This is a genomic window from Agrobacterium sp. 6Ca8 (assembly GCF_055382765.1).
In genome coordinates this window covers 1,741,154-1,752,876 of the sequence record NZ_AP026433.1, presented here as the reverse complement: position 1 = coordinate 1,752,876, position 11,723 = coordinate 1,741,154, and the positions used below count along the sequence as shown (strand labels likewise).

Annotated in this window: 11 protein-coding genes; 8 read left to right on the top strand and 3 right to left on the bottom strand. The window is 58.9% G+C overall.

Features of this window, described 5'->3' with window-relative positions; genetic code table 11:
* Positions 1 to 111 precede the first annotated feature (111 nt).
* The 3 genes from lpxC to recN all read left to right on the top strand — a co-directional run bounded on the left by lpxC (position 112) and on the right by recN (position 3,860).
* Positions 112 to 1,068: a UDP-3-O-acyl-N-acetylglucosamine deacetylase gene (gene lpxC / locus ACZ5A6_RS08840; protein ID WP_003513204.1), complete on the top strand. Its 957-nt coding sequence runs from the start codon at positions 112 to 114 to the stop codon at positions 1,066 to 1,068.
* 236 nt (positions 1,069 to 1,304) lie between these two features.
* Positions 1,305 to 2,171, top strand: coding sequence for an outer membrane protein assembly factor BamD (locus tag ACZ5A6_RS08835; RefSeq protein ID WP_003513201.1), 867 nt, complete (start codon positions 1,305 to 1,307; stop codon positions 2,169 to 2,171).
* A 15-nt stretch (positions 2,172 to 2,186) separates the two neighbouring features.
* Complete coding sequence (gene recN, locus ACZ5A6_RS08830) at positions 2,187 to 3,860, top strand: DNA repair protein RecN (protein WP_112290509.1); 1,674 nt, start codon at positions 2,187 to 2,189, stop codon at positions 3,858 to 3,860.
* Here the strand turns inward: recN and ACZ5A6_RS08825 are convergent.
* Positions 3,857 to 4,471 carry a LysE family translocator gene (locus ACZ5A6_RS08825; protein WP_013636505.1) on the bottom strand — a complete coding sequence of 205 codons (615 nt, stop codon included), beginning with the start codon at positions 4,469 to 4,471 and terminating at the stop codon, positions 3,857 to 3,859. The two genes, recN and ACZ5A6_RS08825, sit on opposite strands and share 4 nt — an antisense overlap.
* Positions 4,472 to 4,601: 130 nt before the next feature.
* Here ACZ5A6_RS08825 and ligA point away from each other — a divergent pair, with 130 nt between their 5' ends.
* Both ligA and ACZ5A6_RS08815 read left to right on the top strand, forming a co-directional pair.
* Positions 4,602 to 6,776, top strand: coding sequence for an NAD-dependent DNA ligase LigA (ligA, locus tag ACZ5A6_RS08820; RefSeq protein WP_112682112.1), 2,175 nt, complete (start codon positions 4,602 to 4,604; stop codon positions 6,774 to 6,776).
* 64 nt (positions 6,777 to 6,840) lie between these two features.
* Entirely contained in the window at positions 6,841 to 7,734 is an 894-nt protein-coding gene (locus tag ACZ5A6_RS08815) for an aminoglycoside phosphotransferase family protein (protein WP_113472953.1), read from the top strand.
* Positions 7,735 to 7,738: 4 nt separating this feature from the next.
* Here the strand turns inward: ACZ5A6_RS08815 and ACZ5A6_RS08810 are convergent, their stop codons facing one another.
* Together ACZ5A6_RS08810 and ACZ5A6_RS08805 are read right to left on the bottom strand one after the other, a co-directional pair.
* Positions 7,739 to 8,263, bottom strand: coding sequence for a GNAT family N-acetyltransferase (locus tag ACZ5A6_RS08810; protein ID WP_113291175.1), 525 nt, complete (start codon positions 8,261 to 8,263; stop codon positions 7,739 to 7,741).
* A gap of 193 nt (positions 8,264 to 8,456) precedes the next feature.
* Positions 8,457 to 9,389, bottom strand: coding sequence for a DMT family transporter (locus tag ACZ5A6_RS08805; RefSeq protein WP_025594031.1), 933 nt, complete (start codon positions 9,387 to 9,389; stop codon positions 8,457 to 8,459).
* Positions 9,390 to 9,585: 196 nt separating this feature from the next.
* Between ACZ5A6_RS08805 and gcvA the strand changes: the two genes are divergently transcribed.
* From gcvA to ACZ5A6_RS08790, 3 genes are read left to right on the top strand one after another with little or no spacing between them, the layout of a single operon-like run.
* Positions 9,586 to 10,488, top strand: a complete 903-nt coding sequence (gene gcvA / locus ACZ5A6_RS08800; RefSeq protein WP_003513188.1) for a transcriptional regulator GcvA — start codon at positions 9,586 to 9,588, stop codon at positions 10,486 to 10,488.
* A gap of 43 nt (positions 10,489 to 10,531) precedes the next feature.
* A complete protein-coding gene (locus ACZ5A6_RS08795) occupies positions 10,532 to 11,140 on the top strand; it encodes a 3'-5' exonuclease (protein ID WP_013636498.1) in 609 nt (202 codons plus the stop codon).
* Between the two features lie 46 nt (positions 11,141 to 11,186).
* Positions 11,187 to 11,678, top strand: a complete 492-nt coding sequence (locus tag ACZ5A6_RS08790) for a CreA family protein (RefSeq protein WP_003513184.1) — start codon at positions 11,187 to 11,189, stop codon at positions 11,676 to 11,678.
* The last annotated feature ends 45 nt before the right edge of the window (positions 11,679 to 11,723 follow it).

The window sequence follows — 11,723 nt, the reverse complement described above, 5'->3', positions numbered from 1 at the left end:
GTATGAGGCTGGGTAAGGGAAAACATTGACCTCGCCGGTTGTTGAAACCGGCTTGAAAAACTTGAACGGCGCTGAATATACGGCGCGGTTTTCAAAACAAGGCATATACGCATGACTATCGGACTGCTCGGATTTCAGACGACTATCGCAAATGCTGTTCAGCTCAAGGGCATTGGCGTGCATTCCGGCAATCCGGCTTCGATGACGTTCCAGCCCGCAGAAGCCGGAACGGGCATCGTGTTTCAGCGCCTTCATGAAAATGGCAGCGTAACCGAGTTGAAGGCGGTGTCTTCCAATGTCGGCAATACCGATCTGTGCACCGTGCTCGGCCGCTCGCTATCCCAGTCAGTGGCAACGGTCGAGCACGTCATGGCCGCCATCTACGCCATGGGCCTCGATAACCTCGTCGTTGAGGTCGACGGTCCGGAAGTGCCGATCATGGACGGCAGCTCTGCGCCATTTATCGATGCGATCGAATCGGCTGGCATCAAGAACCTTGGTGTGAAGCGCCGCTATATCCGCGTCATCAAGCCGGTGCGCATCGATTCGGGTGCGTCCTGGGCGGAGTTCCGCCCTTACGACGGCACGCGGTTCGAGGTCGATATCGATTTCGACACGCCGCTAATCGGCAAGCAGTCCTGGAAGGGCGACCTGACGGCGGATACGTTCAAGAACGAGCTTTCGCGCGCCCGCACCTTCGGCTTCATGCGTGACGTGGAGCGCCTGTGGGCTGCCGGTTACGCACTCGGCTCCTCGCTTGAAAACTCTGTTGTCATTTCCGACGACAACAGCGTCATCAACATGGAAGGCCTGCGTTATGCCAAGGACGAATTCGTTCGCCATAAGACGCTGGACGCCGTGGGCGACCTGGCACTTGCCGGTGCACAGTTCATCGGTTGCTATCGCTCCTATCGCGGCGGCCACAAGGTCAATGCCAACGCGCTGAAGGCTTTGCTGAGCGACCGCTCGGCCTATGAGATCGTGGAGGCTCCGGCCGCCCGCAACCAGGTACGTGCCCGCGAATTCGTTCCGGTCAACATGCCGGAATTTGCACCCTGGTCCGCTTGAGTTTGTTTGCAGGCTATTGATTGACAGGAAAAGCCGCTCCGTTTCGGGGCGGCTTTTTCACGATGAGGGGCGGGATGTTTTGTCATACCGCCTGATATTCATGCGATTGCATGGGCCGATGCCATAAAAATGCGTTAATGCATCATCATTGCGTTGCCCTGCAGATGCTTTTATGGCTAGAAACGCCAGTGCAAAGCCGATGCTTATGTATTTGCGCGGGAAGTGGGAACTGTCGAATGAAGCATGTAGGGTCTGGTGCAATGAAGGGTACGATGCGGGGGATCGCCGTTTCGTTGATGTTGGTCGGTGCGAGTGTTGCCGTCACGGCCTGCCAGTCCGATCCGGATATCGACATTACCAAGCTCGGCGTCGAGACCGATCCGCCAGACGTTCTGTACAAGCAGGGGCTTGCCAACATGAACGCCGGCAACATGACGGAGGCCTCGCGCAAGTTCGAGGCGATCGACAAGCAATATCCCTTCACCGAATGGGGCCAGAAGGCGCTTGTGATGCAGACCTTCATCGCCACGCGCACCAACAAGAACGACGTGGCCATCGCGTCGGGCAGCCGCTTCCTGCGCCAATATCCGCGCTCCAAGGATGCCGCCTACGTTCAGTACATGATCGGTCTTGCCTATTCGAAGCAGATTTCCGACGTGACGCAGGACCAGCGCGCCGCGCAGCGCACGGTCGAGGCGATGAGCAAGGTGGTCAACGACTACCCTGATTCGGAATATGTCGCTGACGCGCAGGCCAAAATCCGTTTCGCCCGCGACCAGCTCGCTGGCCGCGAAATGCAGGTCGGCCGTTATTACCTTGAGCGCAAGGAATATCTCGCCGCCGTTTCGCGTTTCCGTATCGTCGTCGAGCAATACCAGAACACCAACCAGATCGAGGAAGCGCTGGCCCGTTTGACGGAATCCTATTATGCGATGGGTCTTTCCGACGAGGCGCAGACTGCTGCCGCCGTTCTCGGCAACAACTATCCCGACAGCCAATGGTATGCGGATTCCTACAAGCTGCTGAAGGGCGGTGGGTTGGAGCCGCGTGAAAACAAGGGGTCCTGGATTTCGCGCGCCGGCAAGAAGCTTATCGGCGCCTGAGACAGGGCATAGGCCATGCTGGTCCAGCTCTCGATTCGTGACATCGTTCTGATTGAAAGGCTCGACCTCGGCTTTGAGGCGGGCCTTTCCGTGTTGACGGGTGAGACGGGCGCGGGCAAATCCATTCTGCTTGACAGCCTGTCGCTGGCCCTCGGCGGCCGCGGCGATGGCGGTCTGGTGCGCCACGGGGAAGAGAAGGGGCAGGTCACTGCCACTTTCGAAGTTCCGAACAGCCACCCCACACGGCATCTCCTGCGCGAAAACGGTCTGGATGACGATGGCGACCTGATTTTCCGCCGCGTGCAATCCGCAGACGGACGCACCAAGGCCTATATCAACGATCAGGCCATCAGCGTGCAGATGATGCGTCAGCTGGGGCAGCTACTGGTCGAAATTCACGGCCAGCACGACGACCGCGCCCTTGTCGATACCGATGCCCACCGTACGCTGCTGGATGCTTTTGCCGGGCTGAGCGAAGATGCCCGTGCCGTTCAGGGTTTCTACCGCACATGGAAGGACGCCGAGCGGGCATTGAAAACCCATCGTGCCAAGGTTGAGGCTGCTGCCCGAGAGGCGGACTATCTGCGTTCCTCCGTCGAGGAGCTTGAGGTGCTCTCGCCGCGCGACGGCGAGGAGGAGGAGCTTGCCGAACGTCGGGCGGTGATGCAGAAATCCGAACGTATTGCCGGTGATATCGCCGAAGCGAGCGAGTTCCTGAACGGCAACGCCTCGCCAGTGCCCATGATCGCATCCATGATGCGGCGCCTGGAACGCAAGAGCCACGAGGCGCCGGGATTGCTGGAAGACACTGTGCAATTGCTGGATGCCGCGCTCGACAGCCTTTCCAACGCGCAGATGGAAGTGGAAGCCGCACTTCGCCGCACCGAGTTCGATCCACGCGAGCTGGAGCGGGTGGAGGAACGGCTGTTTGCGCTACGCGCCGCCGGACGCAAATATAATGTCGCGGTGCCTGATCTACCGGCGCTTGCGGAAAAAATGGTCGCGGATCTCGCCGACCTCGATGCGGGCGAAGAAAAGCTCGGCAAACTTGAAGCCAATCTCGGCGTTGTGAAAGCCGATTTCGACCACGCGGCCAAATCGCTTTCCGAAAAACGCCGCAATGCGGCAAATGCGCTTTCCGAAGCTGTCATGGCTGAGCTTCCGGCGCTCAAGCTGGAGCGGGCACGTTTTACCGTCGAAGTCAGCTCCGACCCGGAGCAAGCGACGGCTGACGGTATCGACATCGTGGAATTCCACGTTCAGACCAATCCTGGAACGCGGCCCGGCCCGATCATGAAAGTCGCTTCTGGCGGCGAATTGTCCCGTTTCCTGCTGGCGCTTAAAGTCGCGCTGGCTGATCGTGGATCGGCACCGACACTGGTGTTCGACGAAATCGACACGGGCGTTGGCGGCGCTGTGGCAGATGCCATTGGCCAGAGGCTGCGTCGTCTGTCGAAAACCGTGCAGGTTCTGTCCGTCACCCACGCGCCCCAGGTGGCCGCGCGGGCGGCCACACATCTTCTCATTTCCAAAGGCCCCTCCGGCGACGGCACCGAGCGCATCGCCACGCGTGTCGCTACCATGGAGCCGAAACATCGCACCGAAGAAATCGCCCGCATGCTTGCCGGTGCCTCGGTGACAGATGAGGCGAGGGCTGCCGCCGCCCGCCTGCTTGCCGCCAAGGATTAACGGCTGACGGCCACCGCCACGCCGGAGCCGATCATGACGCCGCCCGCCGCCCGGTTCACCCTGCGGACGATTCTTGGCTCACGAAGCAGCTTTCTTGCCCGCACAGCCAGAACCACATGAGCGCCGATCACAACCGCCTCCACCACGACGATGACGGATGCCAGCGCCAGAAGGTGATCGACCGTCAGCGAGGCGCCGACAACGTTCGGTAACAATGCCACGTAAAAGAGCGGCATTTTCGGATTTCCGAGATTGAGCGCGGTTCCCGTGGCGAATATCGAAAGAAGGCTATGGCGGCCATTCATGGGTTGCAGACCGGGAACCACAGGTTCCGCTGTCCAGAGTTTGAAGCCCATCCAGATGAGATAGGCCGCGCCGCCATAGCGCAGCACCGCCATCACCGTTCCCATTTCGGCGGCGAGGATCGACAGGCCGAAGGCTGCAAGCGTGAGGAATATCAATATTCCTGCCACGGTTCCGGCCCCATAGGCGAGGCCGGAGGCGGCACCATGGGTGATGGTGCGGGCGACGATCGTCATATTGTCCGGGCCGGGGCTGGCCGCGAACACGAAGAAGGCTGCTGCAAAGGCAATGAGGGTGGTGAGTTCCATGGGGGCTCCGGCTTCTGTTTCATCCGGATGCTCAGAATAGCGGATTACCGCCTGTTGAAAAGCGAGGATGGTTTTGCGTTTGCCAATAATTCGCTAAAAGCATTGCAGATTCATCCGTGAGGCTTCTTCCATGTCGAAAGACCAGATTCCCGTCGAAAACCTGACCGAGCTTGAGGCCTCTTCCGAGCTGGCATTTCTGGCAGCCGAGCTTGCCCGCCACGATGCGCTTTATCATGGCAAGGACGCGCCGGAAATTTCGGACGCGGACTACGATGCGCTGAAGCGGCGCAACGATGCCATAGAGGCGGCTTTCCCGGCGCTGGTGCGGGCCGACAGCCCGTCGAAGAAAGTCGGCTTCACGCCGCTTCCCACCTTCGCGCCCATCGTGCATGCGCGGCCGATGCTTTCACTCGACAATACGTTTTCTGAAGGTGATCTGCGCGATTTCGTCAGTTCGGTCTATCGCTTCCTCGGGCACCTGCCGGATGATTCGATTGCCTTTACCGCCGAGCCGAAGATCGACGGACTTTCCATGTCCATCCGCTACGAGAACGGCAAGCTTAAGACGGCGGCAACACGTGGCGACGGCACGACGGGCGAGAACGTCACCGCCAATATCAAGACCATCAAGGAAATTCCGAACCAGCTGCCTGCCGATGTACCCGATGTGGTGGAGGTGCGCGGCGAGGTCTATATGGCCAAGAGCGACTTCATGGCGCTCAATGCCCAGATGGAGGCCGATGGCAAGCAGACCTACGTGAACCCGCGCAACACGGCCTCCGGTTCGCTGCGCCAGCTTGACGCCAATGTGACGGCGAAACGCAAGCTGCGGTTCTTTGCCTATGCGCTTGGCGAGGTTTCCAATGGCGGCCAGCCGACGCGGATTGCCGACACGCAATATGGTATCGTCGAGAAATTCCGGGAATGGGGTTTCCCTGTCAATCCGCTGATGAAGCGATTCACCTCTGCCGAACAATTGCTTGAACATTATAATGAAATCGGCGTCGCGCGACCCGATCTCGATTACGATATCGACGGCGTGGTCTACAAGGTCGACCGGCTGGACCTTCAGGAACGGCTTGGTTTCCGTTCGCGCAGCCCGCGCTGGGCCACCGCTCACAAGTTCCCGGCCGAGCAGGCCTTCACCACGGTCGAGAACATTGAAATCCAGGTAGGGCGCACCGGCGCGCTGACACCGGTTGCGCGTCTCACCCCGATTACCGTCGGCGGCGTCGTCGTCACCAATGCGACGCTACACAATGCCGATTACATCGAGGGTATCGGCAATAGCGGCGAGCGCATTCGGCCCGAGGATCATGATATCCGCATTGGCGATACTGTCATCGTGCAGCGTGCAGGCGATGTCATTCCGCAGGTGCTGGATGTGCTTCTGGAGAAGCGCCCGGCTGAGGCGGTGAAATATGCGTTTCCGGAGAAATGTCCTGTGTGCGGCAGCCATGCGGTGCGGGAGCGCAACGAAAAAACCGGTAAGCTCGATTCGGTCACGCGCTGCACCGGCGGTTTCGTCTGCCGGGCGCAGGCGGTCGAGCATCTGAAACATTTCGTTTCGCGCAATGCCTTCGATATCGAGGGATTGGGTACCAAGCAGATCGATTTCTTCTTCGAAAGCGAGGATCCGGCCTTTTCCATCAAGACCGCGCCTGATATTTTCACGCTGAAGGCGCGGCAGGAGGCATCGCATCTTACCAAGCTCGAAAACATAGATGGTTTCGGCAAGGTCAGCGTCAAGAAACTGTTCGATGCCATCGATGCCCGCCGCGAGATCGATCTGCATCGGCTTATCTTCGCTCTCGGCATTCGTCATGTCGGTGAAACCACGGCGAAGCTTCTGGCGCGTTCCTATGGCACCTATGAGCATTTCGAGGAAGCCATGAAGGCGGCAGCCGACCCGGCGAGCGATGCCTGGGCCGAACTCAACAGTATCGATGGCATCGGCGAGGTCGTGGCGCGCGCCATCATCGAATTCTACAAGGAACCGCGCAATCTCGATGTCATCGACCGGCTGATACGGGAGCTGCGGCCGAAGGAGGCCGAGAAGCCCTCGACCGAAGGCAGCCCGGTGGCGGGCAAGACGGTGGTCTTTACCGGGTCTCTGGAAAAATTCACGCGCGACGAGGCCAAGGCCCGTGCGGAAAGTCTGGGCGCGAAGGTGGCCGGTTCCGTATCGAAGAAGACGGATATTCTGGTGGCCGGGCCGGGGGCAGGTTCCAAGCTTGCCAAGGCGGCGGAGCTGGGCGTTCAGACCATGGACGAGGACGAGTGGCTGGCGCTGATCGGTGGCTGAAGCACCGTCATCGCCTCGTTGTTTTGCGCCGCTATGGGTCTTATCCTGAAACGGGGAACGGGACATGGATGACCGCATCGTTATCTCGGCGCAGCAGGTGCGGGCTCTGATCGCGAGCCAGTTTCCGCAATGGGCGGGGCTTGATCTCAGGCCGGTGGAACTGAGCGGCTGGGATAATCGCAGCTTCCGCCTTGGTGATGATATGCTCGTTCGCCTGCCGAGCGCTGGCCGCTATGTGGCACAGGTGGAGAAGGAGCATCGCTGGCTGCCGAAGCTTGCGCCTCTTTTGTCTCTTCCGATCCCAAAGCCATTGGCGATTGGTGAGCCGGGACAAGATTATCCGTTTCCATGGTCCGTTTATGGCTGGCTTGATGGCGAGCCTCTCGCCCTGCATCTTGGGCATATAAATCTCGCAACAATAGCCGTCGACGTAGCAGCGTTTTTGAAACCCCTGCAGGGCATCGATGCGACGGATGGTCCAATTGCGGGCGAGCACAATTTCCACCGCGGTGGGTCGCTTGCAGTCTATGACCGCGAGGCGAGGGCGGCGACGTTGCGCCTTGCCGATGAGGTCGATCAGAGGCTGGCCATGGAAATATGGCAGCTTGCTCTTTCGAGCAGCTGGCAGGGCCAGGGCGTTTGGGTGCATGGCGATATTGCCGAAGGCAATCTGCTGGTGAGAGATGGCCGCCTCTCAGCCGTCATAGACTTCGGCAGTTCCGGCGTCGGAGACCCCTCTTCCGATCTCATTCTGGCATGGAACGTGCTCGACGCCGAAAGCCGGAACGTCTTTCGCCTGGCGATGGATCTCGACGATGCCACATGGCAACGCGGGCGCGGCTGGGCGCTGTGGAAGGCGTTGATCACGCTTGAGGCTCAACGTGGACGTGATGAGAAACTGGCCGAATGGTCACGTCGGACCATTCGGGAAGTGATTGCCGATCATTTGTCCGCCTGAAACATCAGCGCAGACGTGCCATGACGTAGGCGTCGACATATTTGCCGTCGCGATAGGCATCGTTGCGCAAGGTGCCCTCGCGTTCGAAACCGAGTTTCTCATAGAGCCGGAGGGCGGCGAGATTGTCGGTGAAGACATTCAGTTCGATGCGGCGGATATCATGCCAGTTGTCGGCCGCGTCGATGAGTGCCGTCAGAAGCCTTGAACCGACGCCCTTTCCGGCGAAATCGTCGTGAACGGACATCGCAAGATCGGCGACATGGTACTGTCTGCCCGCTCTGCGGTATAATCCGGCGTTACCAACGAGTTTTCCGTGCCACTCCGCGACGATGACGATGTCGGTAGGGGCTCGGTTTTCTATCGATTTTCTCGTCTTTTCAATCGTCTGGAAAGGCTGCCGAAGGGTGCCGTGCCGGACGCCGGGAAGGTTGAGCATTTCCGTCAAGGCTTCGACGTCTTCAAGCCGGGTCGCACGCAGGACAACGTCCTTCAGATCAAATGGCTTGTTTGTAATATCCGCTGGTTTCATGTTCAGGCCTGTCTCCTTGTGGCGCGTTCGGAGCAGGCGTGACACCCCTGCTCTTATCGGCAGGGGTGGATGTTGATCGCTCAGTGCGCGGACATGTCTTTCCCTGCCGGTTGACCGGTCATCGTCATATGGCGGGTGGTCGTCGTTTTGATAGCGATCATGATGGCGAGAATGCTTTTACGAACTGTCACTGTCAAGCGGGTGCCTTGCGCAGGAAATCTCTTAGTTTTGCCGGCAGCCTGCCGTCAATCGCGGCAAGGCCGGCGGCAATCATCGCCATTCCAGCGAAGTGCTTGATTTCCAGCTGTTCTCCGAGAATGAGCGAACCGAGAAGGATGGCGCTGACGGGAATGAGGAAGGTGACGAGCGCGAGATTGGTGGCGCCGGCAGTTGCAAGGATGCGAAAGAAGATGAGGTAGGCCAGGGCCGTGGACAAGAGCGCGATACCAATGAGTGCGCCCCAGGTGCCGAGGCTCGGCATGGCAAGCGTCCAAGGCTTGTCAATGAGGAGCGCGGCGGGGATCAGCATCAGTGTCGAGGACGATATCTGGCCGGTGGCGGTCATCAGTGGCGGCACGCCCATGGCCTTGAAGCGGCGGCCGAATATGCCCGCGAAAGAATAGGAGATAGCTGCGCCGAGAATGGCAATCTGACCCCAGAGGCCGGAGATCGCACCGCCAAAGGCTGCCGGGCCGATCATCGTCGCCACGCCGGCAAAACCGATGAGAACACCCGCCAGCTTGTTGCCCGTCATCTTCTCGTCGGCTGTGAGGAAATGGGCGACGATGACGGTAAAGAGCGGCGTCGTCGCATTGAGGATCGAGGCTAACCCGCTGGCAATATGGGTCTGGCCCCAGACGATCAGGCAGAAGGGAATGATGTTGTTGAGCAGGCCCATGCCGAAAAAGGCGCGCCATACGGCCCATTGCCGTGGCAGATGAAGGCCCATGATGCGGCAGACGATCAGCAGTGCCGTGGCAGCGAGGCTGACACGCAGCGTGACGATGGTGACCGGCGGCAGTTCCTTGACGGCAATGCCGATGAAAAAGAACGATCCGCCCCACAGCAGCGAGAGCGCCACAAGCATCCCCCATTCGCTGGCATCCATCTGTTTTTGTATTGCCACTTTGTATCTCCCACCGCTGGAAAATTGAAATAGTCACAGAGAACGCCACGTTCAGCCACCCGATATCGGTTGAGTTTATCTCAATCAGTCGTCTGGCAATCTTGGTTCCGTCTGCGCCCGTTGCATCTATTTACTCCTCATATTATGCTGTTTTCAAACGATAGTTTCTCGTCGGATAATTGAGCTCAGCTAAACCATGGTTGCAGAACTCCCTTCCTTGAAAGGATTGCAGGCCTTTGAGGCTGCGGCGCGCTATCGCAGTGTCACGCTTGCCTCCAACGAGTTGAACGTCACCCCCGGCGCGGTCAGCCTGCAAATCCGGGAGCTGGAAGCCCGCCTTGGCGTGCAGCTGTTTGTCCGCAAGCCGCGCAGCATCCAGCTGACGAGGGAAGGGGAGCGGTATTACGGTTCCCTTCGCACCGCATTCCGGATGATGCGCGAGGCGACGGCGGAACTGACGGCGCGATCAGAGATTACGGTCTTGACGTTAAGCTGCACGCCAACTTTTGCGGTGCAATGGCTGATGCCGAGATTGCCCGGCTTTCAGCAACAACATCCGCAAGTGGATGTTCGTATCAGCGTGACGAACCGGCTGGTGGATTTCTCAAGGGACGATGTCGATCTGGCCGTGCGTCACGGTTTTGGTCGCTATGAAGGGTTGGAAAGCATCCGATTCATAGACGACAGCACCTTGCCGGTCTGCTCACCACAACTTTTTGAAAAATATGGCCCGCTTCGGGTGGCCGGTGATCTGAAATGCGTGCCGCTTCTGCACGATGAAAACCGCAACGAGTGGCGGCGCTGGCTGGAAACGGCGGGGGCTACAGAGGTCGATGCTTCCGGGGGCACCGTGTTCATCGACAGCAACGGCGCGCTGGATGCGGCCAAGGCCGGGCATGGTGTTGCGCTGACGCGGCGATCGCTTGTTTCCCGCGAACTTGCCGAGGGAGCGCTGATAGCTCCCTTCGGCACGGACATTGCCAGCACGCTTGCCTATTTCCTGGTTTATCCACGGCGCATGCTTGATAATCCCGATCTTGTGAGGCTGCTTGACTGGATGCTTGCGGAAGCGGGGTCTACCGAAGCCGGTTCTCTTTGACGCCAATCCGGTCTATGCCGGAATGAAACAACGGGAATCACTCTTGAAAACCATCGCCATTGATTTCGAGACCGCCAATGAGGAACGGGGTAGCGCCTGCTCCATCGGGCTTGCGTGGATAGAAGACGGTGAGATCGTTCGCGTCGAGGAACGGCTCATCCGGCCGAAGGACATGCGGTTCTCGCCCTTCAATATTGCCGTGCACGGTATTCGCCCTGCCGATGTAGAGGATGCGCCGGAATTCCCTGATGTGATGGAAGAATTCATCGACGATTTCCACGGCGCCACGATGATTGCCCACAATGCCGCCTTCGATTTCAGCGTCATGCGGGCTTCCTTCGATAAATACCGGCAGTCCTATCCTGATCTTTCCTATCTGTGCAGCGTCAAGATTGCCCGCCATGTCTGGCCGCAGCTGGCGTCGCACAAGCTGAATGTGATTGCCCATCACCTACAGCTGCGTTTCGTGCACCATAACGCCGCCGAAGATGCCGTCGTCTGCGCTGCGGCATCGATTGCGGCGGCCAGGGCGTTGCGCGTTGACCATATCCGCGACCTGCCGGAAAAGATCGGCATGGTTGCCGGCCGTCTCACTTCCACGGGCTATCAGCCTTGCAGCATGAAAAAACGTGTTGTCTCGCGGGTTGCGTAACCGTTCCCGGCACTTATGTTTGAAGTAGCATAACGGAGAACATGCGATGACGATGAAAACGCTCTCGGGTTTATTTGCAGGCTTTCTGGTGTTGTTTCCGGTGACGGTTGCGCATTCGGAGGTCGTCGGTAAGGTCGGTGTCGATTGGATCGGCAACGATATCGTCATCGAGGCTATTGCCGATCCCAAGATCAAGGGCGTGACCTGCCATGTCACTTATTTCGATCGTGGCGTCATCGACCGGCTGAAAAATGGCAATTGGTTTGAGGACCCTTCCAACAACGCCATTTCGTGCAGCCAGACGGGACCGGTCGAAATCGGTGATATCGATCTGTCGAAGGGCGGCGAAGAGGTTTTCCGGCAGGGCATGTCGCTGGTGTGGAAGAAGCTGGTCGTCAGTCGCGTTTACGACAAGGCGAATGACACGCTGATCTATCTGGTCCATGCGCGCGAGCTGAAGGATGGCTCGGCCAAGATGGCGATTTCGACGGTGCCTCTCTATAACCAGCAGGTGACGTGGGAAAAGGGCAAGCCTTGAGGCTTTGCCCTTGGTACTGCTGACACCATAATTCACCTGCGGCGT

Coding starts and splice junctions, on each gene's coding strand:
- lpxC (WP_003513204.1), top strand. CDS start 112: ATGACTATCGGACTGCTCGGATTTCAGACGACTATCGCAAATGCTGTT.
- ACZ5A6_RS08835 (WP_003513201.1), top strand. CDS start 1,305: ATGAAGCATGTAGGGTCTGGTGCAATGAAGGGTACGATGCGGGGGATC.
- recN (WP_112290509.1), top strand. CDS start 2,187: ATGCTGGTCCAGCTCTCGATTCGTGACATCGTTCTGATTGAAAGGCTC.
- ACZ5A6_RS08825 (WP_013636505.1), bottom strand. CDS start 4,471: ATGGAACTCACCACCCTCATTGCCTTTGCAGCAGCCTTCTTCGTGTTC.
- ligA (WP_112682112.1), top strand. CDS start 4,602: ATGTCGAAAGACCAGATTCCCGTCGAAAACCTGACCGAGCTTGAGGCC.
- ACZ5A6_RS08815 (WP_113472953.1), top strand. CDS start 6,841: ATGGATGACCGCATCGTTATCTCGGCGCAGCAGGTGCGGGCTCTGATC.
- ACZ5A6_RS08810 (WP_113291175.1), bottom strand. CDS start 8,263: ATGAAACCAGCGGATATTACAAACAAGCCATTTGATCTGAAGGACGTT.
- gcvA (WP_003513188.1), top strand. CDS start 9,586: ATGGTTGCAGAACTCCCTTCCTTGAAAGGATTGCAGGCCTTTGAGGCT.
- ACZ5A6_RS08790 (WP_003513184.1), top strand. CDS start 11,187: ATGACGATGAAAACGCTCTCGGGTTTATTTGCAGGCTTTCTGGTGTTG.